27 protein-coding genes are annotated in these 25,006 nt (G+C 71.9%); 15 read left to right on the top strand and 12 right to left on the bottom strand.

All coding sequences use genetic code 11. The annotated features are described in order from the left end of the window. Positions 1-55 precede the first annotated feature (55 nt). From LQF12_RS14455 to LQF12_RS14440, 4 genes are all read left to right on the top strand, one after another. Complete coding sequence (locus LQF12_RS14455) at positions 56-1,201, top strand: TNT domain-containing protein (protein WP_231053600.1); 1,146 nt, start codon at positions 56-58, stop codon at positions 1,199-1,201. A gap of 128 nt (positions 1,202-1,329) precedes the next feature. Further along, positions 1,330-2,775, top strand: a complete 1,446-nt coding sequence (gene aztD, locus LQF12_RS14450; RefSeq protein WP_231053599.1) for a zinc metallochaperone AztD — start codon at positions 1,330-1,332, stop codon at positions 2,773-2,775. Next, entirely contained in the window at positions 2,772-3,677 is a 906-nt protein-coding gene (locus tag LQF12_RS14445) for a metal ABC transporter substrate-binding protein (RefSeq protein WP_231053598.1), read from the top strand. The genes aztD and LQF12_RS14445 overlap by 4 nt, the downstream gene beginning before the upstream one ends. Positions 3,678-3,770: 93 nt before the next feature. Beyond that, the gene (locus tag LQF12_RS14440; RefSeq protein WP_231053597.1) at positions 3,771-4,286 is read left to right on the top strand and encodes a nucleoside deaminase; all 516 of its coding nucleotides are present in this window, start codon (positions 3,771-3,773) and stop codon (positions 4,284-4,286) included. Here LQF12_RS14440 and ykgO read toward each other — a convergent pair. Genes ykgO through rpmB form a run of 4 tightly spaced genes read right to left on the bottom strand, consistent with a single transcriptional unit; the run spans position 4,277 to position 5,136 of the window. Next, positions 4,277-4,399 (bottom strand): type B 50S ribosomal protein L36, encoded by a 123-nt coding sequence (gene ykgO / locus LQF12_RS14435; RefSeq protein ID WP_089773214.1) that lies wholly within the window; start codon positions 4,397-4,399, stop codon positions 4,277-4,279. The two genes, LQF12_RS14440 and ykgO, sit on opposite strands and share 10 nt — an antisense overlap. Before the next feature lie 25 nt (positions 4,400-4,424). Beyond that, positions 4,425-4,730, bottom strand: coding sequence for a 30S ribosomal protein S14 (rpsN, locus tag LQF12_RS14430; protein ID WP_231053596.1), 306 nt, complete (start codon positions 4,728-4,730; stop codon positions 4,425-4,427). Continuing rightward, entirely contained in the window at positions 4,730-4,900 is a 171-nt protein-coding gene (rpmG, locus tag LQF12_RS14425) for a 50S ribosomal protein L33 (RefSeq protein ID WP_231053595.1), read from the bottom strand. Before rpmG ends, rpsN begins: the two co-directional genes overlap by 1 nt. Continuing rightward, positions 4,900-5,136: a 50S ribosomal protein L28 gene (gene rpmB / locus LQF12_RS14420; protein WP_231053594.1), complete on the bottom strand. Its 237-nt coding sequence runs from the start codon at positions 5,134-5,136 to the stop codon at positions 4,900-4,902. The genes rpmG and rpmB overlap by 1 nt, the downstream gene beginning before the upstream one ends. Positions 5,137-5,187: 51 nt before the next feature. Between rpmB and LQF12_RS14415 the strand changes: the two genes are divergently transcribed. Then, on the top strand, positions 5,188-6,312 hold the full coding sequence (locus tag LQF12_RS14415; protein ID WP_231053593.1) for a CobW family GTP-binding protein: 1,125 nt from the start codon (positions 5,188-5,190) through the stop codon (positions 6,310-6,312). Positions 6,313-6,387: 75 nt separating this feature from the next. Here the strand turns inward: LQF12_RS14415 and LQF12_RS14410 are convergent, their stop codons facing one another. The 3 genes from LQF12_RS14410 to LQF12_RS14400 are packed head-to-tail and all read right to left on the bottom strand — an operon-like array spanning position 6,388 to position 10,006. Continuing rightward, a complete protein-coding gene (locus tag LQF12_RS14410; RefSeq protein ID WP_231053592.1) occupies positions 6,388-7,305 on the bottom strand; it encodes a MaoC/PaaZ C-terminal domain-containing protein in 918 nt (305 codons plus the stop codon). Further along, positions 7,302-8,666, bottom strand: a complete 1,365-nt coding sequence (locus tag LQF12_RS14405) for a 3-oxoacyl-ACP reductase (protein WP_231053591.1) — start codon at positions 8,664-8,666, stop codon at positions 7,302-7,304. Before LQF12_RS14405 ends, LQF12_RS14410 begins: the two co-directional genes overlap by 4 nt. Beyond that, complete coding sequence (locus tag LQF12_RS14400) at positions 8,666-10,006, bottom strand: acetyl-CoA C-acetyltransferase (RefSeq protein WP_231053590.1); 1,341 nt, start codon at positions 10,004-10,006, stop codon at positions 8,666-8,668. Before LQF12_RS14400 ends, LQF12_RS14405 begins: the two co-directional genes overlap by 1 nt. 118 nt (positions 10,007-10,124) lie before the next feature. Between LQF12_RS14400 and LQF12_RS14395 the strand changes: the two genes are divergently transcribed. Beyond that, on the top strand, positions 10,125-10,850 hold the full coding sequence (locus tag LQF12_RS14395; protein ID WP_231053589.1) for a TetR/AcrR family transcriptional regulator: 726 nt from the start codon (positions 10,125-10,127) through the stop codon (positions 10,848-10,850). After that, positions 10,847-12,901, top strand: coding sequence for an acyl-CoA dehydrogenase family protein (locus LQF12_RS14390; RefSeq protein WP_231053588.1), 2,055 nt, complete (start codon positions 10,847-10,849; stop codon positions 12,899-12,901). The genes LQF12_RS14395 and LQF12_RS14390 overlap by 4 nt, the downstream gene beginning before the upstream one ends. 97 nt (positions 12,902-12,998) lie before the next feature. Here LQF12_RS14390 and LQF12_RS14385 read toward each other — a convergent pair whose 3' ends face one another. Continuing rightward, on the bottom strand, positions 12,999-13,736 hold the full coding sequence (locus tag LQF12_RS14385; protein WP_231053587.1) for an MBL fold metallo-hydrolase: 738 nt from the start codon (positions 13,734-13,736) through the stop codon (positions 12,999-13,001). 116 nt (positions 13,737-13,852) lie between these two features. On the opposite strand from LQF12_RS14385, the gene LQF12_RS14380 reads away from it, so the two are divergent. From LQF12_RS14380 to LQF12_RS14345, 8 genes are all read left to right on the top strand, one after another. Next, positions 13,853-14,695, top strand: a complete 843-nt coding sequence (locus tag LQF12_RS14380; protein ID WP_231053586.1) for a siderophore-interacting protein — start codon at positions 13,853-13,855, stop codon at positions 14,693-14,695. A 180-nt stretch (positions 14,696-14,875) separates the two neighbouring features. Beyond that, entirely contained in the window at positions 14,876-15,928 is a 1,053-nt protein-coding gene (locus LQF12_RS14375) for an Rv2578c family radical SAM protein (RefSeq protein WP_231053585.1), read from the top strand. 36 nt (positions 15,929-15,964) lie between these two features. Next, complete coding sequence (locus LQF12_RS14370; protein ID WP_231053584.1) at positions 15,965-16,534, top strand: DNA-3-methyladenine glycosylase I; 570 nt, start codon at positions 15,965-15,967, stop codon at positions 16,532-16,534. A 34-nt stretch (positions 16,535-16,568) separates the two neighbouring features. Next, complete coding sequence (locus LQF12_RS14365) at positions 16,569-17,867, top strand: MFS transporter (protein WP_231053583.1); 1,299 nt, start codon at positions 16,569-16,571, stop codon at positions 17,865-17,867. A 56-nt stretch (positions 17,868-17,923) separates the two neighbouring features. Beyond that, positions 17,924-19,093 (top strand): FUSC family protein, encoded by a 1,170-nt coding sequence (locus LQF12_RS14360; RefSeq protein WP_231053582.1) that lies wholly within the window; start codon positions 17,924-17,926, stop codon positions 19,091-19,093. A gap of 68 nt (positions 19,094-19,161) precedes the next feature. After that, complete coding sequence (locus LQF12_RS14355) at positions 19,162-20,325, top strand: FUSC family protein (protein ID WP_231053581.1); 1,164 nt, start codon at positions 19,162-19,164, stop codon at positions 20,323-20,325. Positions 20,326-20,345: 20 nt separating this feature from the next. Then, positions 20,346-21,542 (top strand): aminotransferase class I/II-fold pyridoxal phosphate-dependent enzyme, encoded by a 1,197-nt coding sequence (locus tag LQF12_RS14350; protein WP_231053580.1) that lies wholly within the window; start codon positions 20,346-20,348, stop codon positions 21,540-21,542. A gap of 10 nt (positions 21,543-21,552) precedes the next feature. After that, positions 21,553-22,551, top strand: coding sequence for a GDSL-type esterase/lipase family protein (locus LQF12_RS14345; protein WP_231053579.1), 999 nt, complete (start codon positions 21,553-21,555; stop codon positions 22,549-22,551). Positions 22,552-22,557: 6 nt separating this feature from the next. On the opposite strand, the gene LQF12_RS14340 is transcribed toward LQF12_RS14345, so the two are convergent. The 4 genes from LQF12_RS14340 to LQF12_RS14325 form a co-directional block, all read right to left on the bottom strand. Beyond that, a complete protein-coding gene (locus tag LQF12_RS14340; RefSeq protein ID WP_231053578.1) occupies positions 22,558-22,950 on the bottom strand; it encodes a spore germination protein GerW family protein in 393 nt (130 codons plus the stop codon). A 62-nt stretch (positions 22,951-23,012) separates the two neighbouring features. Then, positions 23,013-24,020: a LacI family DNA-binding transcriptional regulator gene (locus LQF12_RS14335; protein ID WP_231053577.1), complete on the bottom strand. Its 1,008-nt coding sequence runs from the start codon at positions 24,018-24,020 to the stop codon at positions 23,013-23,015. Positions 24,021-24,123: 103 nt separating this feature from the next. Then, positions 24,124-24,498 (bottom strand): fluoride efflux transporter FluC, encoded by a 375-nt coding sequence (locus LQF12_RS14330; RefSeq protein WP_231053576.1) that lies wholly within the window; start codon positions 24,496-24,498, stop codon positions 24,124-24,126. Next, a complete protein-coding gene (locus LQF12_RS14325) occupies positions 24,495-24,908 on the bottom strand; it encodes a fluoride efflux transporter FluC (RefSeq protein ID WP_231053575.1) in 414 nt (137 codons plus the stop codon). The genes LQF12_RS14330 and LQF12_RS14325 overlap by 4 nt, the downstream gene beginning before the upstream one ends. Positions 24,909-25,006: the final 98 nt, after the last annotated feature.

Below are 25,006 nucleotides of genomic sequence, written 5' to 3'. Positions count from 1 at the left end.
GTGTGCGTGAGCCCTCGGCCGTCCCGGGCGCCGGGCAGGCGGCATAATCGCGGGGATGGACGATCTCGCCGGCCACCCGCTCATCGAGCAGGTCGTCTCGATGCTCTTCGACGCCGCTGACGCCGGCAGCGACATCGCCGGCGCCGAGGTCGTCCACCTCGAGTGGTCACAGGCGGGGCCGGAGCACTCCGGCCGGGCCTATGCGAGCGGCGCCCAGGGGGCGCGCTGGATCGACGTGCCCAGCGCGGTGGCGCCCGCCCTACGGGATCTCCGTGCGCAGACGGCTCGGCCCGGCGCCGGGGCATGGTTGTCCCTGGTGATCCTCGCCCGCCGCGAGGGCCGGGTGGAGGTCGTGGCCAACTACGATCGCCGTCCGTACTGGAACTCCGCCACGCCCTCGATGCTGGACACTCCGGCGCAGGAGCCGGTGCCGGACGAGCGACGGTGGGCCGCTGATCTGCGCCGCTACCCGCGAGATCGCGAGCACCGCCCGCCATGGCTGGCCGAGGACGAGGTCAGCGGTGAGGCGGTCACCCAGCTCCGCCAGGGTCTGGACGCCCGGGGAGTGCCGCGCACGGCAGTGGTGCTGCCCGGGGAGAGCGAGGACGTGCGCGGGCGGGACGAGACCGGAGCACCGCACCTGCCCCTCGAGGGCACGGTGGAGGTGGTCCGTTACGGCGCTCGCCACTACGGCCTGCAGGTGAGCGACTACGGTCAGCACGCCCTGATCGGGGAGTTCTACAGCGAACGCGCCGCCTGTGATGCGGTGTGGCAGTACCTGACCGCCCCGATGCCCGCCCCCGTGCCGGTGCACCAGGCCGAGCTAGCCGAGCGGGTCAGCAGCGCCGGTCCGGGCCTGGCCGAGCTGCACCGGCGAGTCGCGGCGGCCGGGCCCGGTGGGATCCTCACCAACCTCGCCGCCGGGGTGCCCTACGACCGGATCGGCACTCTCGACGGTCTGTACTTCTTCGTGGGCGGTACGCCCTGGGAGCAGCGTTCGCTCCCGGCCTCGGCCCGCGGCCCGGGAGCGCAGGTCCAGACCTTCATGGCGACCCGCCCGGTCGAGGTGCAGGCCGAGATCGCGCCGGCGTGGTTCGGCCAGCCCGGTGGCGGGCTGCGCTTCCACGTCGAGCCGCCCGCGCGCAGCCTGCGGGAGCTGATCCGGGCCGGGGTGGTGCAGCAGGTGGCACCGAGCCCCTGACGGCGCGCAGTGTGCTCCGTGCCACACTCACGTCTCACCGTGATGAGAACGATTCTGATTACTGGTAGATTCCCGGTCGTACGCCTCACGGAAAGGAGTGAGCCGCCACCGGCGCGGCTCGACCTCGAATGACTTCCACGACCCGCCCCCGCGCCCGCTACCTGGCGCTCCTCGGTGTGCTGCCGCTGGCTCTCGCCGCCTGCTCGAGCGGCACCGAGCCCGCTGAGTCCACCCCCTCGGCCTCGACGTCGGAGGAGCCGACAGCCGAGGAGACGGCCGCCGCGCCCACCGAGCAGGCCACGGTCTCCCCGCGCCTGGTGATCACCTATGACGGCGGCCTGCAGGTTCTCGACGCGACCAGCCTCGAGGTGGTCTCCGACATCCCGCTGGACGGCTTCACCCGCGTCAACCCGGCCGGTGACAACCGGCACGTGATGGTCTCCACCACCGGCGGCTTCCAGGTGCTCGACGCCGGGACGTGGGCCGAGCCGCACGGTGACCATGCGCACTACTACACCTCCGAGCCGGTCCTGACCGACGTCGTCTACGAGGCCGACAAGCCCGGTCACGCGGTCGTGCACGAGGGGCGCACCGCGCTCTTCGACGACGGCACCGGCGCCATCGCGATCGTGGACTCCGCCGCGATCGCCGAGGGCGTGAGCGACGATGCCCGTCAGCTGACCCTTCCTGCGCCCCACCACGGCGTGGCCGTCGAGCTGAGCGACGGCAGCCTGCTGGTGACCGACGGCACCGAGGAGGAGCGCTCCGGGGTCCGGGTGCTCGATGCCGACGGCGAGGAGATCGCCGCCACCGATGCCTGCCCGGGCGTGCACGGCGAGGCCACCGCGGCCGACGAGGCCGTGGTGATCGGGTGCGAGGACGGGGTGGTGCTCTACACCGATGGTGAGCTCACCAAGATCGACAGCCCCGACGAGTACGGCCGCATCGGCAACCAGGCCGGTTCCGAGGACTCCGAGATCGTGCTGGGCGACTACAAGTCCGACCCCGACGCCGAGCTCGAGCGTCCTACGCGCATCTCCCTGATCGACACCGACAGCGGCGAGCTCCAGCTCGTCGACCTGCCGGCCTCCTACACCTTCCGCTCCCTCGCCCGTGGCGATGACGGTGAGGCGCTGGTGCTGGGCACCGACGGTGCCCTGCATGTGATCGACGACGAGAGCGGTGAGCTCATCCGCTCGATCGAGGTCATGGATGCGTGGGAGGAGCCGATGGACTGGCAGCAGCCCCGCCCGGCGATCCGCGTGCTCGAGGGCACCGCTTACGTGAGCGACCCGGCCACGAACGAGATCCACGCCGTCGACATCGAGACCGGAGAGATCTGGAACAGCGCCACCCTCGAGGTGACGCCGAATGAGATCGCCACCGCGTCCGGGGATGTCCCGCACGCCCACGGCGAGGACGATGGTGCCGAGGAGTCCGAGGAGCACGAGGACCACGAGGGTCACGACCACGAGTCCGAGGGTGAGGACCACGAGGGTCACGACCACGAGTCCGAGGGTCACGACCACGACCACGAGCACGAGCACGGCGACCACGACCACGAGGACGAATGACCCGGCTCGCTCACTCCGGCCGGCGACGGACGGCCCGCCACCTGCGGGCCGCCGTCGCCGGCCTGGCCGTGCTCCCGCTGGCGCTGACCGCCTGCTCCACTGAGCCGGAGGCGCAGGACGGCGTGAGCGTCATGACGGCGTTCTACCCGCTGCAGTTCGTGGCCGAGCGGGTCGGCGGCGCTGAGGTGCCGGTCGAGAGCCTGACCCCGCCCGGCGCCGACCCCCACAGCCTCGAGCTCGCCCCCTCCCAGGTGGTCGAGCTCGGAGAGGCCGACGTGGTCGTCTACACCCCCGGCCTGCAGGCGGCGGTGGACGACGCCATCGCGACCCAACCCCCGCAGCGCGTCATCGACACCTGGGAGGCGACCGGGGTGGAGGCGGACCTGCGCTCCGAGGACCCCCACTTCTGGCTCGATCCCACCCTGCTGGCGCCAGTGGCCGATGCCGTGGCCGCCGAGCTTGGTGAGGCCGACCCCGACCGCGCGCAGGAGTACACCGAGCGCGCCGAGGAGCTGACCGCTGAGCTGGAGACGCTGGACGCCGCCTACGCGGACGGTCTCTCCGGGTGCGAGGGCGCCATGCTCATCACCTCCCACGAGGCGTTCGGCTATCTCGCCGACAGGTACGGACTGCGCCAGGAGGGCATCTCGGGTATCGATCCCGAGGTCGAGGCCTCGCCGGCCCGGATGCGGGAGGTCGCGGCGCTGGTGGAGGACGCCGGCGTCACCACGTTGTACTTCGAGACGATCACCGCTCCCGACGTGACCCTGGCGCTCGCCGAGGAGGCGGGCGTGGAGGCGGCCGTGCTCGATCCGCTCGAGAGTGCACCGGCCGAGGGTGATTACCTCACCACGATGCAGGAGAACCTCGAGGCGCTCGAGAGCGGCCTGGTCTGCGACTGAGGTCCACACGACCCGGCGGGGCCGGTACTGTCTGCGGACGGTGCCGGCCCCGCCGTCGTCGCCGGTAGCGTGCGGGGTGGGAGGGAGTCGACCATGAGCGAGCAGGACGGCAGCGGGCAGAGCCTCGACCACGAGTCGGCACGGGCATGGCTGGCGATCGCGGTCGCGGAGGCCCGCACGGGTCTGGCCGAGGGCGGGGTGCCGATCGGCGCAGCACTCATGGGCCCTGACGGCGAGGTGCTGGGCCGCGGCCGCAACCGTCGCGTGCAGGACGGCGACCCCTCGGCTCACGCCGAGACCGACGCCTTCCGCGCGGCCGGCCGGCAGCGAAGCTACCGCGGGACCACCATGGTCACCACGCTCTCGCCGTGCTGGTACTGCACCGGGCTGATCCGCCAGTTCGGCATCTCCCGCCTGGTGGTGGGGGAGGCGACCACCTTCACCGGCGGCCACGGCGATCTCGAGCGGCTCGGCGTCGAGGTGGTTGTGCTCGAGGATCACGAGTGCCTCGCGCTGATGCGCGACTTCATCGCCGCCCGGCCCGACCTCTGGTTCGAGGACATCGGGGTCGAGGCGCCGGACGGCCCCCGTGCCGCGCCTCAGCCCTGACGGGCCTTCAGGCGCGGGTTCTTCTTGTTGATCACGTAGGTCTTGCCACGACGGCGGACCACGATCGAGCCGGGCTGATTCTTCAGCGAACGCAGGGATGCGCGTACCTTCATGGTTCTCCTTCGAGGGGGCCGGTCACTACCAGCTGGACTTGGTGACGCCGGGCAGCTCTCCGCGCAGTGCCATCTCACGCAGCCGCACCCGCGAGAGGCCGAACCTGCGCAGGTGCCCGCGGGGGCGGCCGTCGGCCACGTCGCGGTTGCGCACGCGGGTCGGGCTGGCATCGCGCGGCAGCCTGTGCAGGGCGCGCATCGCGGCCTCGCGCTCGTCGGCGCTGCGGTGAGGGTCCACCGAGGCCTTCTTCAGCTCGGCGCGCACGGCGGCGTAGCGTGCCACCGTCTGCTTGCGTTGCTCGTTGCGGGCGACCTTCGAGGTCTTGGCCATCAGCGGGTCTCCTTGAAATCGACGTGGCGGCGGATCTTCGGGTCGTACTTCTTCAGTACGAGCCGGTCGGGATCGTTGCGCCGGTTCTTCTCGGTGATGTAGCGGTGGCCGGTCCCGGCGGTGGACTCGATCACGACCTTGGGCCGTACCTCGCTGGACTTCTTGGCCATCAGACCTTCTCCCCTCGGCGTCGGATGCGCGCGATGGCCGACTCGATCCCGATGGTGTCGATCGTCTTGATCGCGCGGGCGCTCAGGCGCAGCGTGACCCGCCGCCCGAGTGAGGGGACCCAGTAGGTGCGCTTCTGGATGTTCGGGTTGAACCGGCGCGAGGTGCGCCGGTGGGAATGGGAGATCGTGTTGCCGAACCGCGGTGCGGCTCCGGTGAGTTGGCAGTGAGCGGACATGATGTTCATAATAGGAATCATTCTCACTTATGTCCATCCCGGAGGAGTGCCATGTCCGAGCCGGTCCGTCCCGTTGCCGTCCTCGCCACCATCGACCCGGTCGATCGCGAGATCGCGTTGCTGAGCGCGCTGGCCGACCGCCCGGATGTGCCGGCGCTGGTGCACGACATCACCATCGACCAGGGCACGTCCCGGTTGCGGCGCCGGGTGCTACGGGGCCAGGACGTGGTCGAGGACGAGTGGGTGGAGCTCGAGCACGTGTGTCCTTCGTGCGCGGTCCGTGAGGATGCCGGCCCGACCGTCGCCCGCCTGGTGCGCGAGCCCGGGGTCACGGGAGTGCTGCTCGCGCTGCCGCCGGGTGCCGAGCTGTTGCCCGCCACGGCCGGTCTGACGGGGGCGCTCGCGGCCGAGGATGCGCCGGGTGTGGTGGCGGCGGGGATCTGCTGCATCGCTGCCGAGGTGCTGCCGGGCGCGCTGCTCGGCGAGGAGGAGGCCGGGGAGCGGGGTATCGCGCTCGCCCCGGAGGACGACCGTGCCGTGGCCGAGGTGGTCCTCGGCCAGCTCCCACCGGCCGATCTGGTGGTCCTCGACGGCGGTGCCCGGGGCCGCGGCCGCGATCTTGCCGATGCCCTGCGCCGGCACGGCAGTGACCTGGTGGCCGACATCCACGCCGACTGGCTCACCGGGGCGTTGGGGATGCGGCACGACCTCGCCCATGCCGAGGCGCACCTGCACGCCACCAGCGCCAGTCCGGGCGTCGGCGCGGCGGCCGCCCGGGTGGACGAGCACGGCTGGCAGAGCGATGCCTCCGACGTCTGGACGCTCGACCTGCACACCCCGGTGGCGCTGCACCCGGGGCGGTTGCTGGCCCAGATCGATGCGGTGGCGAACGGGCCACGGGTGATCTGGGGCCGGTTCTGGGTGCCGAACCGGCCGGACTCGGTGTGCGGGCTCTACGGCGGTGGCCGGCAGATCTCGGTCGGGGTCGCCGACGAGTGGGGGCAGCAGGAGTGCAGTACCCGCTGGCTGGTCGTGGGTGCCGGGCCGGGGCGCGAGGAGGTCCTCGCTGCCTTCGAGCGGGCCGTGCTCACCTCAGAGGAGACCGCGGCGGGCCTGCTGCCGTGGCTCGATCGCGCCGACCCGCTGGAGCCCTACCTCGGAGCGCGCAGCACCTGAGGAGTGGCGCCGAATGTGCGGTGGATCCCGGTCACCGGGTGCCTGCGATCCACCGCACAGTGCGGCTCGCGGTCCTCAGGCCAACGGGGTCACGGCGCCGCGGAAGTGTTCCTTGCCGGAGCGCTGGTTCCAGCCCGCATAGCGCACGGCCGCTCCCTCGTGCCGCATGGACACCGCGACGGTCGAGGGCAGCAGCACCGGCTTGCCGAAGCTGACGTCCCAGGTGAACGACTCCGCCCGGCTCACCCGGGAGGAGTCCACCGCTGCGAGCGCGCGCGCCGCGGTATCCATCCCGTGCGCGATCGCGCGGGGGAAGCCGAACGCCTTCGCCGCCAGCGCGCTGAGGTGGATCGGGTTGCGGTCCCCGGAGACCTGCGCATACCGGCGTCCGGTGTCCTTCGGCAGGCGCCAGCGGACGGCGGGCTCGCCGTACCCGTGCGCCCACGGATCGTCGCGTTCCTCGGTGGTCTCCAGCAGTGCGAGCCCGGGCAGGCGCTGCCCCTTGGCGAGATACGTCGAGCGACCGGTCCACACCGGATCGACGTCCTGCGCCCTCGTCACCTCGACGACGAGGTCCACCTGGGTGCCGGAGCGGTGGGCCCGCAGCCGCTCGGCCCAGGCGCGCACGGACACCTCGTCGGTGGCGTGCACCGGCTCGTGCTGGTGGACCTGGTTGGCCACGTGCACCATGCCCAGCAGCGGTAGCGGGAAGTCCGCGCGCGCCATCACCGCCATGGCCAGTCCGAAGCCGGTGACGTGCACGAAACCGGCGGGCAGCACGTCCCCGGCCGCTTCGCCGAGCAGGTGCTGGTAGGCGGTCAGCTGCTCGAGGTCGGGCCGGACGCCGTCGACGCGGTAACTCACCTGCGGCAGCGAGGAGGACCCGCGCCCGGCCCGTACCATCAGCCGGGCCGACCGCGCCAGCGCGCTCGCGTACAGCCCGCCCAGGCCGGGCACCTCGGGCAGGATCTTCTCCGCGCCGGGCGCGGTCACTGGCCCACCAGGTTCTGTCCGCACACCCGCAGCACGTCACCGTTGATCCCGCCGGCCTGCGGGGAGAGCAGGAAGGCGATGGCCTCGGCTACGTCCACCGGTAGCCCACCCTGCTGCAGGGAGTTCGCGCGGCGGGCGATCTGGCGCGGCACCGGGGGGATCTTCGCCGTCATCTCGGTCTCGATGAACCCGGGGGCGACGGCATTCGCCGTCCCGCCCTGCTCGGCCAGCCGCGGGGCCAGCGACCGGGTCATCCCGATCACCGCCGCCTTGGTGTAGCCGTAGTTGGTCTGTCCGCGGTTGCCGGCGATCCCCGACGTCGAGGCCAGGGAGACCAGCCGGAGGCCGTCCGGGGCCAGGTCCGACGACGCTGCCGCGGTCAGCAGTGCGTCGTTCATCCGCAACTGGGCGGCGATATTGACCGCGACCACCGCGTCCCACTTCTCCGGGGTCATATTGGCCAGCAGCTTGTCGCGCAGGATGCCGGCGTTGTGCACCACGGCATCGATCCGGCCGTACCGGGCGCGGGCCAGCTCGATCAGGCGTGCAGCAGCGTTCTCGCCGGTGATGTCCAGCTGCAGCGCGGTCCCGCGCACCTCGTTCATCACCCGCGCGAGCTGCTCGCCGGCGGCCGGTACGTCCACCCCGATCACCTGCGCGCCGTCCCGTGCGAGCACCCGGGCGATCGAGGACCCGATCCCGCGGGCGGCCCCCGTCACGACGGCGACCCTCCCCTCCAGCGGACGCGTCCAGTCCGCGGGGGCTGCGCCGTCGGGGGTGGTGACATGCACGAACTGGCCGGAGACGAAGGCCGACCGGGCCGAGAGCAGGAAGCGCAGCGCTCCGGTGACGCTCGGCGCGTCCACGGCCACGCCGTCGGAGACCACGATCCCGTTACCGGTGGCGCCCGCGCGCAACTCCTTGGCGACCGAGCGCAGGAAGCCGTCGACGCCGTGGCGGGCCGCCGCGACCTGCGGCTCGGCGCCCTCGGCGGGCCGGGAGAGGGTCACGACGCGGCCGCTGGGGGCCAGCGAGCGCAGGGCGCCGCCGAGGCCGAGGGCGGCGGAGCTCATCTGCTCGGGGTGCTCCAGGCCGGTGAGCACGAGCACGACCGCCCCGATGCTGCCCTGGGGGAGAGTGCGGTGCACGTCCAGATCCCAGGCCAGGAGGGCCTCGGCCACCGCGTCCGCCTCCGGGCCGGTGCCGAGCAGCAACACGTCGTCCCCGGGCAGCAGCGGGCTGTCGACCGAGGCAGGGTCTGTGTCGGTGCGCCGCAGCCGCGCCGGCCTCGGCAGGCCGAGCTTCTTCGCCACCTGCTTGGTGGCTCCGGAGTTGACCAGGTCCAGGTACGTGTCGTTCATCAGGCCTCCAGGATCATCGCGACGGCCTGCCCGCCGGCTGCGCAGACCGAGATCAGCCCGCGCACGGGGGCGGAGGAGCCGGCGCCGTCGTCGTTCAGCTTCTTCTGGTGCAGCAGGGCGGCCAGGGTGCCCACGATCCGCGCGCCGGTGGCGGCGAACGGGTGGCCGGCGGCGAGCGAGGAGCCCGCCACGTTCAGGCGGGACCGGTCCAGCTCACCCAGGGCGGGCAGCCCGACCTTGGTGGCCATGAACTCCTCGTCGGCCCAGGCGGCCATCGTCGTCAGGACGGTCGAGGCGAAGGCCTCGTGGATCTCGACGAAGTCGAAGTCGGCGAGGCTCAGGTCGTGGCGGGCCAGCAGCCGGGGCACGGCATAGGCGCCGGCCATCAGCAGGCCCTCCTCACCCCGGGCGAAGTCCACGGCGGCCGACTCGGCGTCCACCACGTGCGCCAGCACCGGCAGGCCGCGCTCGGCGGCCCACGCGTCGGTGCCCAGCAGGACCGCGGCTGCGCCGTCGGACAGGGGGGTGGCGTTGCCGGCGGTGATCGAGGCGTCCGGGGAGTCCTTGCCGAAGACCGGCTTGAGCTTCGCGAGCTTCTCCGCGGTGGTGTCGGCCCGCAGCGACTCATCGCGCACGAGGCCGCGGTAGGGGGTGACGAGGTCGTCGAAGAGGCCGTTCTCGTAGGCGGCCGCGAGGTTGCGGTGGGAGGCGAGCGCGATCTCGTCCTGCGCCTCGCGGGTGATGCCCCAGCGGCGGGTGGTGATCGCCTGGTGCTCACCCATCGAGAGGCCGGTGCGGGGCTCGTTCACGTTCGGGGCCACCGGCGCCAGATCGGCCGGGCGCAACCGCGCCATGAGGCCGAGGCGCTGCTGGAGCGTCTTGGCGCGGCTGAGCTGGAGCAGCGTCTTGCGCAGCCGGTCGGTGACCACGATCGGGGCGTCGGAGGTGGTGTCCACGCCGCCGGCGACACCGGAGGCGACCTGGCCCAGGGCGATCTTGTTGGCGATCGACACGACCGTCTCCACGCTGGTGCCGCAGGCGCGCTGGACGTCGAAGGCGGGGGTGTGCGCATCGAGCCCGGAGCCGAGGACGGCCTCGCGGGTGAGGTTGAAGTCGCGGGAGTGCTTGAGCACGGCGCCGGCGGAGACGTCGCCGAGGCGCTCGTCCTGCAGGCCGTAACGGGCCACGAGTCCGCTGAGCGCGGCCGTGAGCATGTCCAGGTTCGAGGCCGAGCGGTAGGCGCCGCCCGCCTTGCCGAACGGGATCCGGTTGGAGCCGATGACGGCGGCGCGGGTGCCGGCTGCCGTGGGTGGGTTGCTCTGGTCGGGCTTCGGTGCCATGGGTGATCCTCGCGGTCGTAGGTGGATGCCAGGAGCGGTGACTCGATCCTTCCCCGATCCGGGCCTCCCAGCAGCAGGGAAGGTGTCTAGAACTCATGGTACCTGATACTCTGAGTACGTGAACAGCGTCACAGCAGATCCGGGGCCCGGGCGCGACTCGGCCGACGAGGGAACGGACGGGCGGTCCCGCCGGTGGGATGCCCATCGGGCCGAGCGCCGGCGCGTGCTGGCGCGCGCCGCCCGCCGCGCCGTGCACCACTCCGGCCCCGACCTGTCGATGGACGAGCTCGCCGCCGCCATGGAGACCTCGAAGTCGATCGTCTACCGCTACTTCGCCGACAAGGCGGGGCTGCAGAGTGCGGTGGGCGAACTCGTCCTGGAGGAGATGGCCGAGGCCTTCGACGCCGCTGCCCATGCCGACTCCGAGCCGCGTGAGCGGCTGCGCGCGATGGTCGGCGTGTACGCCTCGATGATCGCCCGGTCCCCCCACGTCTACCGCTTCATCACGAGGACCGGGGACGGCGCGGCCGGCAGCGGTGGCGCCCAGCTCGCTGAGTTGTCGCTGTTCCAGGCCACCATCTCGGCCTCGGTGGAGATCCCGCTGCGCGACGTGCTCGCCGCCGCCGGGTCAGATCCCCGCCTCGCCTCCGCATGGGCCGTCGGCGTCGTCGGATTCGTCCGGGGCGTGGGAGACAGGTGGCTCGGCGACAACCCGACCGGCACTGCCGACACCTCCGACGATCGCCCGTCGGCCGACACCCTGGCCGACCTGGTGACCGACTGGCTCTGGCGTGGCGCCGGAGCCTTCCTCCACCCGACCTCATCCTCCCGGGAGCACTCATGAGCACCACAGCGGACCGCACCGCGGCGTCCGACCTGACCCTCGACACCCGCGTCGTGGCCGACCTGCTCGACGGGCGGTGGGGCACCTACCGCCGGCAGGTGCGGGACCTGATGCTCGATGAGCGGCTACGCCGGCAGGAGAACCTGAGCGTGCGCGAGCACCGGGACCGGGTGCTCGAACAGGCGCGCTACCTGGTCGAGCTCGACGTCGTCAACCGGGCCTTTCCCGAGCGGCTCGGCGGGCATGACGACCCGGGCGGCAACCTCGCCGGCTTCGAGGAGCTCGTCGTGGCCGATCCCTCGCTGCAGATCAAGGCCGGCGTGCAGTGGGGCCTCTTCGGTGCGGCGATCCTGCACCTGGGCACCGAGAAGCACCATGACCGCCTGCTGCCGGGTGCGATGGACCTGAGCGTGCCGGGCGGATTCGCCATGACCGAGACCGGTCACGGCTCCGATGTGGCCGCGATCGGCACCACCGCCACGTACGACCCGCAGACCGAGGAGTTCGAGATCCACACCCCGTTCCGCGGGGCGTGGAAGGACTACATCGGCAATGCGGCCGACCACGGGCTCGCCGCCGTGGTGTTCGCGCAGCTGATCACCGGTGGCGTCAACCACGGCGTGCACGCGTTCTACGTGCCCATCCGCGAGACCGGGCCGGACGGTGCCGCCGGGGAGTTCCTGCCCGGCATCGGCGGGGAGGACGACGGTCTCAAGGGCGGTCTGAACGGGGTCGACAACGGCCGCCTGCACTTCGACCACGTGCGCATCCCGCGCGAGAACCTGCTCAACCGCTATGGCGACGTCGCTGCTGACGGGACCTACAGTTCCCCCATCGACAGCCCCGGGCGGCGCTTCTTCACCATGCTCGGCACCCTCGTCCAGGGGCGGGTGTCCCTCGGTGGTGCCGCAGTGGTGGTCGCCAAGATGGCCCTGGCCACGGCCGTGCGCTACGGCAACGAGCGCCGGCAGTTCACCGGCGCCGACGAGGACGTGGAGACGGTGCTGCTCGACTATCAGCAGCACCAGCGCCGGCTGCTGCCGCTCATCGCGCGCACCTACGCCGCCCAGTTCATGCACAACCAGCTCGGGCAGCGCTTCGACGAGGTCTTCTCCGGTGAGCACGACTCCGACGAGGACCGGCAGGACCTGGAGACCCTCGCTGCGGCGTCCAAGCCGATGAGCACCTGGCTCGCGCTGGAGACGATCCAGCAGGCCCGTGAGGCCTGCGGCGGGACCGGGTACATGGCCGAGAACAAGTTCGTGACCTGGCGCCAGGACATGGACGTCTATGCCACCTTCGAGGGCGACAACCATGTCCTGCTGCAGCTCGTGGGCAAGCGCCTGCTCACCGACTACGGCCGCGAGATGGCCACCATGGACGTGGCCGGTGCCGTGCGGTGGGTGGCCGACCGCGCCGTGGACATGACACTGCACCGCACGCCGCTGCGACGCGCCGCGCAGTCGATCCAGGACGGCGGCTCGCGGGCCCGCTCCGCCGGCGAGATCCGTGACCCCGAGGCCCAGCGGGAGCTGCTCGAGGACCGGGTGGAGTCGATGGTCGAGGAGATCGCGCTGGCGCTCCGGGCCGGCAAGGGTGCGCCGGCGGACGTGCAGCAGGCGCTGTTCAACTCCCACCAGCACGATCTCATCGAGGCGGCCCGGGCTCACGCCGAGCTGCTGCAGTGGGAAGCCTTCACGGAGGCGCTCGGCGGCATCCGTGACGACCAGACCCGCAAGGTCATGACCTGGCTGCGGGATCTGTTCGGGCTGGTGACGATCGAGAAGAACCTGGCCTGGTACCTGATCAACGGGCGCATCTCCGGCCAGCGGGCCCGCACGGTCACTTCCTACATCAACCGCCTGCTGCCTCGGCTGCGAGCCCACGCGGGCTCGCTCGTGGAGGCCTTCGGGTACACCGACAAGCACGTCGGTGCGGTGATCGGCTCCGGCGTCGAGGGTCAGCGTCAGCGTGAGGCGCGCGAGTACTACCGGCGCCGCCGGGCGGCGGGCCAGGAACCGGTGAGCGAGAAGAGCCAGAAGAAGCGCTGAGGCCGGCTGGCCCCATCGCCCGGCTGACCGAACCGACACGGCTGTGCCGGCCTGCGGGGCACTGCCGCCGCAGACCGGCGCTGCCGTGTCGCTGCGGTCACGGCAGCCGGCGCAGGTTCTGCGCGTGGGCCTCGTGCAGCCAGTCCGGCGCCGCGCGCAGCCGCGGATCATCCCCACCGGCTCGGTTCAGGTAGCGGCGGTCCGCGGCGAGCCTGCTCACCGGGGAGTCGGCCGTGCCCGCCCGGGCGAGGGTGCCGTGCCCGGGGATGAGGGCCTCCGCCTGCTCCACGTACGGGGCGAGCAGGTCCAGGCCGGCACGGTACTGCTCCGGGGTGCTGGTCTCCAGCAGCGGGATCTCGACGTCGGAGAGCATGTCACCGGCGATCAGCACCCGCGGCCCCGGCAGCCATAGGGCGCTGTGCCCGGCGGCGTGGGCGTCGTGGACGAGGATCTCGGCGCGCGGTCCCCGCCAGGGGAGCCGGCCGCCGTCGTGGGGCTCGAGGAGGCCTGCCAGGGCCAGCAGCTCGGCCGGCAGATCGAGCGCGGTGCGGATCTCGGTTCGACGGGTATCGGCCTCGCGGGCGGCGGCCGGGCTGGCGAGCCGTGGGGCACGCCCCAGCCGCGGGTGCCACAGGACGTGGTCGTGATGGGCGTGTGTCGCCCAGCCGAGCCTCACCGCCAGGCCCCGGGCCGCCAGCAGGTCGGCCAGGGCCGAGAGCTCGTCGGCGTGCCACGCCGGATCCACCACGACGGCGTCGCCACCCTCGTACAGGACGGTACTGGTGGTGTGCATCGTGCGTGAGGTGAGCACCAGCACCCCGTCGGAGATCTCCACGGTTCGAGTGTGGCATCGCCCACGTCACTGGCCACTGCGCACACAGATGGTTAGCCTTACCTTAGAACGGTGCGCCGGAGCGAGGTGCGCCGAGCCGATGGATGAGGAGGGCACCCGTGCCCAAGGGAGTGGCGCAGCGCGCCGAGGTCGTCAGCAACGAGCGGGTCACCCCGCACATGGTGCGGCTGGTGCTCAGCGCACCGGGCGGCGGCGCGCTGGAGGTGGACCCGGAGGGATACACCGACACCTACGTCAAGGTGCTGCTGCCCCGCCCCGGAACCAGCGTCGTCGAACCCTTCGACCTGGAGGAGGTCAAGGAGCGGATCCCGGCCGAGGACTGGCCGGTGATGCGCACCTACACGATCCGCGCCTGGGACCCCGAGACCGGGCACGCCACGATTGACTTCGTCGTGCACGGCGACGAGGGCATCGCCGGGCCCTGGGCCGCTACCGCGCAACCGGGTGATCAGGTGCAGCTCTTCGGCCCGGGGCGCGGGTACGCACCCGACCCGGGCGCCGACTGGCACCTGCTGGTGGGGGACGAGAGTGCACTGCCGGCGATCGCCGCCACGCTGGAGGCCATGCCCGAGGGTGCGGTGGTCCACGCCTTCGTCGAGGTCGCCGACCCGGCCGAGGAGCAGCCGGTGCTGACAGTCGCCCGTGCGGAGGTCACCTGGATCCACCGCTCGGCCAGCGAGGGATCGCAGCCGGGGGAGGCGCTGGTGGCGGCGGTACGCGGGCTCGACCGCCCCGCCGGCCGGGTCCACGCTTTCGTCCACGGCGACGCGGACGTGGTCAAGCAGCTGCGGTCCTTCCTGCGCTTCGAGTGCGGCGTGGACAAGGCCGACCTCTCGGCTTCGGGCTACTGGAAGCGCGGGACCAACGACGACCAGTGGCGCACGATGAAGCGCGAGTGGGTCGCCCAGATGGAGGCCGAGGAGGCGCGCCGCTCGGCGTAGCCGCCCGCACCCAGGGGTCGAATCTTTGACCCCTTCGCGCGGTTCACCCCGAGTTTCGGGCCCATCGGCCGGTCATGGGCCGGCGGATGTGGCCGGTGGCAGTTCCCCGGGCAGGCGGCGCAGATGCGCTGCGCGTGTCGGCGCTCGCCATCGTCGTCGAATGTATGTTCGACTGGTGCCATGCGATGGGATGCCCAGCAAGCCACCGATGCCGGAGCGCTGCTGCCACTGCGCGGGCTGATCCGCAGCGTCACCACGCCGGAGTTCGCGGGCGTCACCTTCCACGAGGTGCTGTGCAAGAGCGCCCTGAACAAGGTCCCCGGCGGATCGAACATGCCGTTCGCGTGGACGATCAACCCCACGCGTGGGTGTCTCCACCAGTGCTCCTATTGCTTCTCGCGCAAGACGCACGAGTACCTGGACCTGGACTCCGGCGCCGACTTCGACACCCAGATCGTCGTCAAGACCAATGTGGCTGAGGTGCTGCGCGCCGAACTCGCCAGGCCGTCCTGGAAGCGTGAGCACGTCGCGCTGGGCACCAACTCCGACCCGTACATGCGTGCCGAGGGCCGCTACCGGCTGATGCCGGGCATCATCGAGGCCCTGACGGCGTCCCGCACCCCGTTCTCCATCCTCACCAAGGGCCCGCTGTTGCGCCGCGACCTCCCGGCGTTGCAAGCGGCCGCCGAGCACGTCGACATCGGCGTCGGCATCTCGCTGGCGTTCACCGATCCCGAACTGCAGCAGCGGGTCGAGCCCGGCACGCCCACCCCACAGGCCCGGCTCGGACTCATCCGCGCGGTGGCCGACGCCGGCCTGCGCCCGACCGTGATGGCGATGCCGATCCTGCCGTGGCTCACCGACTCCGAGCAGCATCTCGACGACCTGTTCGGGGCCATTCGCGAGGCCGGTGGCGCGTGGGTGACCGCCGGGCCGCTGCACCTGCGCCCGGGCGCGCGCGAGTGGTTCCTGGCCTGGCTCGGCCGGGAGTACCCGCAGCTGGTGCCTAAGTACCGGGCGCTCTTCGGGCGCGGCTCCTACACCAGCAGCGAGTATCGCGACTGGCTTGCCGAGCGGGTGTGTAGGCTGCGCCGTCGCCACGGGTTCGTCCGCGACGAGGCCGAAGGTGGTGCGAGGTGGACGTTGCGGACGGATCCGGACGCCGTCGGAGACCCGGCGATGCCGGCCGTGGCCCACGTCGACCCGCGGCCGGTGCAGGCGTCGCTGTTCTGACAGTGCTTCTCCAGTGCTCCTCCCTACGCTGAGCCCATGGACACCCTCATCACCGGAACCGACGGGCGCACCCGCTGCGGCTGGGTCGGTTCGGACGCCGACTACGAGCGGTATCACGACCAGGAATGGGGCTTCCCGCTGCACGGGGACCGGGCCCTGTTCGAGAAGATGGCGCTGGAGGGATTTCAGGCGGGCCTGTCCTGGATCACGATCCTGCGCAAGCGGCCGCGGTTCCGGGAGGTGTTCGCCGGCTTCGTCCCCGCGGAGGTGGCGCAGTTCTGCGACGACGATGTCGAGCGCCTCATGGGCGATGCCGGAATCATCCGCAACCGAGCGAAGATCACCGCGACCATCGAGAACGCGCGGCTCGTCCAGGCGATGGCCGAGGGCGAGCTCGACGCTCTCATGTGGTCCTTCGCCCCGGCCGCACGTGCACGGCCACGCACCTTCAACGACGTCCCCGCCCTCACGCCGGAGTCGACCGCGATGAGCAAGGCACTGCGCAGGCGCGGCTTCCGATTCGTCGGACCGACCACGATGTACGCGCTGATGCAGTCGGCGGGGATGGTCGACGATCACCTCCAGGGCTGCTGGCGGGTGGAGTGAGCGCACCTGACCGTCAGGCGTAGGCTCGTGGCTCGTGCCCCGCCTGCTCGCCGATACCGCGCCGCTGCGCATCGGTGCCTTCCGGCGACTGTGGTGGGGGCTGGGGATCTCCAATCTCGGCACCCAGCTGACCACGGTGGCCGTGGGCCTGCAGGTATACGCGATCACCGCCTCCACCCTCGCGGTCGGCATCCTCGGGATCTTCGCGTTGGTCCCGCTGGTGGTGCTCGGCTTGTACGGCGGGGCCCTGGTGGACCAGTTCGACCGCCGCCGGGTGGCGCTGAGCGCCTCCACGGTGCTGTTCGTCGTGACCGGGCTGCTCGCCCTGCAGGCGTGGCTGTCGCTGGAGTCGGTGTGGCTGCTCTACGTGCTGGTCGCCCTCCAGTCGGCCGCGAGCGCCGTCAACAACCCGGCGAGATCGGCGATCATCCCGCGCCTGGTGCCGATCACTCAGCTCGCCGCGGCCAATGCGCTGCAGACTCTCGCCTGGAACGTCGCCCTCACCCTCGGGCCGCTGCTGGGGGCAGTGCTGGTGGCCTGGCAGGGGTTTGGCGTCGCCTACACCCTCGACCTGTTGCTGTTCACAGCCTCGCTGTATGCGCTGTGGCGACTGCCCGACATCCCGCCGGAGCCGGCAGGGGAGGGCGAGAACGTCGCGGCGAAGCCTCGAGTCGTCGGTTGGCGTTCCGTCTTCGAGGGGCTGCGCTACCTCGGCACCCGGCCGAATCTGCGGATGACCTTCCTGCTCGACCTGAGTGCGATGATCCTGGCCATGCCCCGGGTGCTCTTCCCCGCCGTCGGGGTGGTGCTCATCGGTGGCGGCGAAACCACGACCGGGATGCTGACGGCCGCGATCGCCGTCGGGGCGGTGCTGGCGAGCACTCTCTCCGGTGGCCTCGCCGGGGTGCGAGCGCAGGGAAAGGTGATCGTCGCGGCCATCGCCGTCTTCGCCCTTGCCGTCATCGGCTTCGGGGTGGTGCTCCTGCTCGTTGGCCGCACCTCCCCGGACGACGTGGTCGTGTGGGCGCTGGTGGCCGCATTCGTGCTGCTCGCGGTGGCCGGCGCGGCCGATTCCATCTCCTCGATCTTCCGCCAGACGATCCTGCAGGCCGCCACCCCGGATGCCATGCGCGGACGACTGCAGGGGGTGTTCGTGGTGGTCGTCGCCGGCGGGCCGCGCCTCGGCGACCTGATGGTGGGTGCCGAGGCCTCGTGGTTCGGCGAGGGGTGGGCGGCCGTCGTCGGCGGAGTGCTGTGCCTGGTCGTGATCACCGTGCTGGCGCTGACACAGCGCCGCTTCCTGGCCTACGACGGCGCCCGACCGACGGCGTAGTAGCCGCCCCGGGTGCGCGGGGTGCCGTGGGGAATCGCCAGCCATAGTGTGGTCAGATGGCCCACCAACCCACCGCCGCCGTTGCTGTCGGCCTATCGTTGCTCCATCGCATCGTCGCGCGCGTGCGGACGGCCGCGTTCGTGACGGATCTGCTGCAGATCCTCAAGTGCACGATCGCAGCCACGCTGGCCTGGTGGCTTTCTGCGATCGTGCTCGACTCCCAGATGCCGTTCCTCGCACCGTGGACGGCTTTGCTCGCTGTGCATGCGACGGTTTACCGGACGTTGACTCGAGGTGTCCAGACCGCTGTCGCGACCAGTCTCGGGGTGGGGGTGGCGTTCCTCATCGGCACGCTGTTCGACGGAGTCAGTCTGTGGGCGTTCGCGCTCGCGGTGTTCGTGGGCATGGCCGGGTCACGGCTCAACTGGCTGCGTGCGGAGGGCGTGGCGATCGCCACGACCGCGATCTTCGTGCTCAGCAACGGCTTCGACGATCAGGCACCGCTGCTGGATGACCGACTCCTCGAGGTGGGTGTCGGGGTCGGGGTCGGCGTGCTGGTCAACATCCTGCTCGTGCCTCCGCTGCGTGACCGTCAGGCTGCGCGGCACGTGGACAGCATCAATCGTCGGATGGGGCTGGTCCTGGTGGAGATGGGGGAGGAGCTGGAGCAGTCCTGGGACACCGACCGTGCTGACGAGTGGGTCGCAGAGACCGCCGCGATGGATCGCGAGCTGGCCACCGCCTGGGGCACGATCCGCTATGCCCGCGAGAGCGCACGCGCCAACCCCCGTGCGCATGTCCCGTGGGCGCACCGCCATGGCCGCTCCGAGCGTCGGCGCAGCACACGGGCCGAGGAGGTCGGCTATGAGGAGATCCTCGGTCGCGTCGGTGAGGGCATCTCCCATCTGCGTCAGTTGGCCCAGACCGTCCGGGAATCGACCTATGCCGAAAGCCAATGGGACGACGATTTCCGCCACGAGTGGGCGGCCATCGTGCGCGACGCGGGACGGGTGATCGCGGACCCCGATGCCGTCGTGGAGCCGGTCGCCGGCCGGCTCGATGCGCTCGCGCGACGATTCTCGGCTGAGCGCAGGCTGCCCCCCGGCGAGCTGTGGCCGGTTTACGGTTCGCTGGTGACGAACGTCCGTCACATCACGGTCGTGGTCGATGACGTCGCCTCTGCCCGGCAGGCCCGGGAGGGGAGCCAGCCCACTCCGGGGGCGTAGGCCGCAGCCGGAGTCATCTCGCACACGTCGGATGCCACGACGGCGGCGCTGGTCATACGCTGGGGTAGATGCCCGAGAATCCTCCTGCCGACCTGCGGCGCCGCCGATCGTGGCCGCGCCGGATCGCAACCCTCCTCGCCTCGCCCGGGGTCGCGACCGACCTGCTCCAGATCCTCAAGTCCGTCATCGCTGCCACCGCAGCGTGGTGGGTATCGCTCAGTCTCCTCGACTCTGAGTTGCCGTTCCTGGCGCCGTGGACGGCGATGCTTGCCGTGCACGCGACCGTCTACCGGTCCCTGGCCCGCGGGGTGCAGACGACCGTGGCCACGTCCGTCGGTGTGGGACTGTCCTTCCTGGTGGGGGCGCTGCTCGGGGTGAGCATCTGGACCTTCGCCCTCGCGATTCTGGTAGGGCTGATCGGTTCGAGGGTGTCCTGGCTCAAGGACGAAGGCGTCGCGATCGCCACCACCGCCATCTTCGTGCTTGGCAGCGGTTTCGGTGAACAGCGACCGCTGCTGGAGGACCGGCTGCTCGAGGTCGGGCTCGGCGTCGCGATCGGGATCGCGGTGAACCTCCTGGTGGTGCCGCCGCTGCGGGATCAGCAGGCGGCTCGCCACGTGGACAGCATCAACGAGCGGATGGGCGCGATGCTGGCGCAGATGGCCGATGAACTGCGCGACTCCTGGGACACCGATCGGGCCGACCAGTGGGTGGCCGAGACGGTCTCGATGGATTCGGAGCTGGAGACGGCGTGGCAGACGGTGCGCTTCGCCCGGGAGAGTCAGCGGGTCAATCCGCGGCGCTACGTGCCCACCTCGCGCCGGCGGCGTGAGCCGCAGCCGCGCTGGGGCGAGGGCGAGGAGGTCGGCTACGAGGAGATCCTCGGCCGCGTCGGTGAGGGTATCTCCCACCTGCGCCACCTGGCACGGACGGTGCGCGAATCGACGTACTCCGAGAGCCAGTGGGACGACGACTTCCGCACCGAGTGGGCCGCGATCGTCCACGACGCGGGCCGCGCCGTCGAGGATCCGGACGCCGAGGTCGATCCCATCGGTGACCGTCTCGATGCGCTCGCCGAACGATTCTCCGGCCAGGACGGCCTCCCCCCGGGTGACCTGTGGCCGGTCTACGGCTCGCTGCTCACGAGCATGCGGCACATCACCACGATCGTCGATGACGTCGCCTCGGCCAGGCAGGCGCGCGACAGTTCCGAGCCCAACCCGGCGGCGTGAGCCCCGATAGCCTGCCCACCATGAAGGTCGCCCGCCGCGCCGCCGTCCCGCCCTTCGAGGTGATGTCCATCCTCGACCGGGTGGCCCAGCTGCGCACGGCCGGGCGGGACGTGATCTCGCTGTGCGCGGGGGAGCCCGCCGGCGGTGCCCCGCCCGACGTCGCGGCGCGCGCCGCTGCGCTCCACCAGGGCAACGACCTCGGCTACACCTCGGCGCTGGGGCCGCGGCCGCTCCGGGAGGCGATCGCTGGCCACTACCGCCGCTGGTACGGCCTGGAGGTCGCCGCGGAGGAGGTGGCGGTCACCACCGGCTCCTCGGGCGCGTTCGTACTGGCGTTTCTTGCCGCCTTCGATCCTGGCGACCGAGTGGCGCTCGCGAGCCCCGGCTATCCCGCCTATCGCAACATCCTCACAGCACTCGGCTGCGAGGTGGTGGATATCCCGTGCGGGCCCGGCGAGCGCTTCCAGCCCACCCCCGATCTTCTGGACGCTGCGGCGGCCCGGGGTCCGATCGCGGGCCTCGTGGTGGCCTCGCCGGCCAACCCGACCGGCACCATGCTCACCCGCGCCGAGCTCGCCGCCCTCACCGCATGGTGCGATGCCCACGACGTGCGCCTGATCAGCGACGAGATCTACCACGGCATCACCTACCCCGATCCGGGGGCGGCCGACCCGCGCGGTGTCTGTGCCTGGGAGACCTCGCGCACCGGCGTGATCGTCTCCTCCTTCTCCAAGTACTGGGGCATGACGGGGTGGCGTATCGGCTGGGCACTCGTCCCCGCGGACCTGGGCGGCGGCGTCGATGCCCTCGCCGGCAACGTGGCACTCTGCCCGCCCGCGCCGGCCGCCCACGCCGCGGTCGAGGCGTTCAGCGAGTCCTCCTACGCGGCCGCCGACGCTCGCGTGGCTGCCCTCGCCCGGACCCGCACCACCCTGCTGGATGCGGTCGGCACCCTCGGGTGGGGGCCGACCGCCCCTGCCGACGGCGCCTTCTACCTCTACGCCGATCTCGCCGGCTCCCTGGGTCACTTCGCCGACGCCGGCGCCTGGGCGCGGGCATTGCTGGAGGATTCGGGCGTAGCGGTGGTGCCCGGCATCGACTTCGATCCGGCCGGCGGGGGCCGCTACGTGCGCCTGTCGTTCGCGGCGGGCCAGGCGGCAGTGACGGAGGCGATCGAGCGGATCCTCGCGTTCCAGGCAGCGGGAGGGCAGCGCTAGGCTCGCTGCCGTGAGCGACGATGCCCAGATGCTGGAACCCTCCGTCTCATCGCCGCACTGGCGCGGCGCCGTCGGCTGGCTGCCGGACGGTGGGTGGTGGCGCCCCTGGCGCCTCCCACCGGAGCGGGCCGACCGCGCCCACGCGGAGCCATTGCTGTTCCCCGCGCGCATGGCCGCCGGCGTGCGGGCCGAGCTGCGCACCGACGCCGCGCGGCTGACGCTGCCGGTCCTCTTCGACGAGTGCGAGTCCTCGTGGCCGCTGGACGTCACCGTCGACGGCGAGCTGCACGCGCGGGTGGCCGTCGCTCTGGGCCAGCAGGTGCTCGAGATCGACCTGCCCGCGGGTGAGCACGACGTCGTGGTGTGGTTGCCGCAGATGGGGCGCTCCGCCGTCGGGGGGTTGGGCGTGTACGGGGCGCAGGTATTGCGCCCGCTCGCACCGCGGCTGCGGTGGACGGCCTACGGCAGCTCGATCACCCAGTGCACCGCGGCAGCTGGGCCGAGCGAGACCTGGCCGGCGATCGTGTCCCAGCGCCTCGGCTGGGACCTGACCTGCCTGGGGTTCGGCGGGCAGTGCCACCTCGACCCGATCGCCGAGCACGCGATCGCCCAGACCCCTGCCGAGGTGATCTCGCTGTGCCTGGGAATCAACATCCACGGTGGGGCGACCTTCAGCGATCGCACGTTCGCGCCGCAGGTCTCCGGCTTCGTCGAGCGCGTCCGGGGCGCGCACCCGCAGGCCCGGCTGGTGGTGATGACCCCGATCGGCAGTCCGCCGCGGGAGACCACGCCCAGTGCCGGTGGGCTGAGCCTGGTGCAGATGCGCGAGGCGATCGGTGAGGTGGTGGGAGCGCTGAACGAGCACGGCGCGCAGATCGTGCTGGTCGACGGACTGGACATCATCAGCGTCACGGAGGCGGACCGGTTCGAGGACAAGCTCCACCCCGGTCCCGATGGTTACCGGCTGATGGGGGAGCGGCTCACCGCCACTCTCGGCGGCCTCGTCTGAGCCGCTTCAGAACATCCGCCGCCGGAACTTCGCGCGCAGCGCGCACGCGATCGAACTGGCCACCACCGCGCCGAGCACCTGCCCGCCCATCACGGCCAGGTTCAGATCGAACGCCGGCTTCCAGGTGACGTCGCCGTCGCGGATCACGTAGGCGCCCGAGGGCCAGGCGCAGATCCCGACGCCGCCGCCCCCGCCGGAGCCCTCCGCGTTCGGGCTCTCGGACGCGGCTTCGCGTCCGCTGCCGGACCCGTAGCCCATTCCGGAGCCGCCGATCACCCGCGCCACCGGGATCACGGTGGTCTCGCCCACGGTGTAGGCCTCGCCGAAGACGCGCCGCACGGTGAGCGCCTCGCGCAACGTCTCGATGGGCAGGTTCGGGTCACCGGTGCTGCGGCTCATGGGTCCTCCTCGACAAGGGATATCGTCCCCATCATGCCCTGCACGCGCCCAGGATCTGGCGCTCAGGTCCGGGCCGTGCTCGCCCGCGCGATCAGCTCGGGTCGGAAGACCAGCTGCTCCTTGGGCCGTTGCGGATCGTCGAGCTCGTTCAGCAGCAGGCTCGCGGCGGCGGAGCCGATGTCCCGGCTGAGCTGGCGCACCGACGTCAGCGGCACCGCGGAGGTCTCCGCGAAGGAGATGTCGTCGTAGCCCACCACGGCCACGTCCCCCGGCACCTCGAGGCCCGCGCCGAGCAGACCCTGGACGATGCCGATCGCCGCCACGTCGTTACCGGCGAAGACCCCGTCGGGGCGCCTACCCGGTGCCATGGCCGCGATACGGCGGCCGGCGGCGCGGCCCTGGTCCAGGTTCAGATCGGGGCCGCCGAGCACGGCGATCTCGATCTCGGGGCGCGCCTCGACCACCTCGCGGGCACCCCGCAGCCGGTCGGCGACCTGCCGCACCCCCGGTGGTCCCGAGGTGAACAGGATCCGGCGGCAGCCGACGTCGAGCAGGTGTTGGGCGGCCAACCGGCCGCCGGCGAGGTGGTCGGTCGCGGCCGAGGAGAGCGTGCCGGTCTCGTCCTGCTGGTCCACGATGACCACCGGCGTGCCCCGTGCGGCGATCCGGTGGGCGCTCTCGAGGCTGCCGTCGAAGGGGCTGAGGAGGATCCCGTCGAAGCGGAACTGCTCGAACATCTGCAGGTAGGAGTCCTGCTGCCGCGCCGACTCGTGGGTGCTGCCCACCATGACGTTCAGCCCGCGCGCCGCCGCAGCCTTCTCCACCGACGAGACGATGTCGGCGAAGAACGGATTGGAGGCGTTGATCACCGAGATCCCGATGGTGCTGCTGCGGGAGAGCCGCAGCTGGCGAGCCGGCATGTTCGGTACGAACCCGAGCTCGTCGACGGCGATGCGGACGTGTTCACGCATCCGGTCCGAGAGCCGATCGGGCCAGTTGAAGTAGTTCGACACCGTCGCGGCAGAGACGCCGGCCTTCCGGGCGACGTCTTGAATCGTGACAGTCGCCACGACGATCCTCCTCGCGCTGGGCCGCGGAACACTCTCGTCGTGCTCATCGCGCCGCTCCTTGACGCTACCCGGCCGCATTGAATCGTGGCAAACCGCGGGTCCCTCAGGTGGCCAGGGCGGTGGCGGCCGCCATGCCGGCGGCCGCGGCCACCGTGCTGGCCACCGTCATCAGCGCGAGGGTGGCTAGGCAGCGCCGTCGATGGCCGTCCCGCCACATCCGGGCCACCTCCACCATCGCGGTGGAGAAGGTGGTGAACCCACCGCACAGGCCGACCCCGAGCACCGCCACCGTGTCCGGGCCCAGCGCGCCGGCACCCAGCAGCCCCACCAGCACACCGAGGAGCAACGACCCCGCGGTGTTGATCGTCAGCGTCGCCACCGGCAGCGCCGGCTGCCACCGCGCCCGGATCGCCCCGTCCGCCCAGAACCGCAGGGCTGCCCCGAGGCCTCCGGCGAGGGTGATCAGCAGCGCCGTCACCGGGCCCGCCCGCCCGGCCGCTCGGGCGAGCGCCCACGTCCGACGGCGATCCCCGCCATGGCGGCGACCAGCCCCAGCGCCAGGCTCGCGAGGACGTATCCGCCCGCCACGGCGAGCTCGCCGCCGGCGAGTAGTCGCTCGACCTCCAGCGCCAGGCTGGAGAATGTGGTGAACCCGCCCAGCAGGCCCGTCCCGAGCCCGAGCCGGAGGGCCCGGCCACGACTGGTCTCCTCCCCGGCTCGGTCCAGTGCCTCCAGCAGTACGCCCAGCAGGAACGAGCCCGCCAGGTTCACCACCAGGGTGGCCCACGGGACGCCGTCGGGGGTGGGCAGCGCCTCGGCGAGCCCGAACCGGGCGAGCGTGCCCAGCGCACCACCGAGGGCGACCAGCGCCCCGAGCCGCAGCCTCACCGCGGCTCCGGCAGCACCAGCACGGGCGCCGGCTCGCGGTGCCAGGGGCGTTCGCAGGTGGTGCGCATGAGTGCCTCGCAGCGGTCGGGCGCCGAGGT

The sequence above is a fragment of the Ruania suaedae genome (assembly GCF_021049265.1).
GTDB classification, from domain to species: Bacteria; Actinomycetota; Actinomycetes; order Actinomycetales; family Beutenbergiaceae; genus Ruania; species Ruania suaedae.
The sequence above is the reverse complement of the archived record's forward strand: the minus strand, read 5'-3'. Positions and strand labels throughout refer to the sequence as shown.

Bases quoted from the DNA above. Each gene is read 5' to 3' on its own strand.
- LQF12_RS14455 (WP_231053600.1), top strand. From the start codon at position 56: ATGGACGATCTCGCCGGCCACCCGCTCATCGAGCAGGTCGTCTCGATG.
- aztD (WP_231053599.1), top strand. From the start codon at position 1,330: ATGACTTCCACGACCCGCCCCCGCGCCCGCTACCTGGCGCTCCTCGGT.
- LQF12_RS14445 (WP_231053598.1), top strand. From the start codon at position 2,772: ATGACCCGGCTCGCTCACTCCGGCCGGCGACGGACGGCCCGCCACCTG.
- LQF12_RS14440 (WP_231053597.1), top strand. From the start codon at position 3,771: ATGAGCGAGCAGGACGGCAGCGGGCAGAGCCTCGACCACGAGTCGGCA.
- ykgO (WP_089773214.1), bottom strand. From the start codon at position 4,399: ATGAAGGTACGCGCATCCCTGCGTTCGCTGAAGAATCAGCCCGGCTCG.
- rpsN (WP_231053596.1), bottom strand. From the start codon at position 4,730: ATGGCCAAGACCTCGAAGGTCGCCCGCAACGAGCAACGCAAGCAGACG.
- rpmG (WP_231053595.1), bottom strand. From the start codon at position 4,900: ATGGCCAAGAAGTCCAGCGAGGTACGGCCCAAGGTCGTGATCGAGTCC.
- rpmB (WP_231053594.1), bottom strand. From the start codon at position 5,136: ATGTCCGCTCACTGCCAACTCACCGGAGCCGCACCGCGGTTCGGCAAC.
- LQF12_RS14415 (WP_231053593.1), top strand. From the start codon at position 5,188: ATGTCCGAGCCGGTCCGTCCCGTTGCCGTCCTCGCCACCATCGACCCG.
- LQF12_RS14405 (WP_231053591.1), bottom strand. From the start codon at position 8,666: ATGAACGACACGTACCTGGACCTGGTCAACTCCGGAGCCACCAAGCAG.
- LQF12_RS14400 (WP_231053590.1), bottom strand. From the start codon at position 10,006: ATGGCACCGAAGCCCGACCAGAGCAACCCACCCACGGCAGCCGGCACC.
- LQF12_RS14390 (WP_231053588.1), top strand. From the start codon at position 10,847: ATGAGCACCACAGCGGACCGCACCGCGGCGTCCGACCTGACCCTCGAC.
- LQF12_RS14375 (WP_231053585.1), top strand. From the start codon at position 14,876: ATGCGATGGGATGCCCAGCAAGCCACCGATGCCGGAGCGCTGCTGCCA.
- LQF12_RS14370 (WP_231053584.1), top strand. From the start codon at position 15,965: ATGGACACCCTCATCACCGGAACCGACGGGCGCACCCGCTGCGGCTGG.
- LQF12_RS14360 (WP_231053582.1), top strand. From the start codon at position 17,924: ATGGCCCACCAACCCACCGCCGCCGTTGCTGTCGGCCTATCGTTGCTC.
- LQF12_RS14355 (WP_231053581.1), top strand. From the start codon at position 19,162: ATGCCCGAGAATCCTCCTGCCGACCTGCGGCGCCGCCGATCGTGGCCG.
- LQF12_RS14350 (WP_231053580.1), top strand. From the start codon at position 20,346: ATGAAGGTCGCCCGCCGCGCCGCCGTCCCGCCCTTCGAGGTGATGTCC.
- LQF12_RS14340 (WP_231053578.1), bottom strand. From the start codon at position 22,950: ATGAGCCGCAGCACCGGTGACCCGAACCTGCCCATCGAGACGTTGCGC.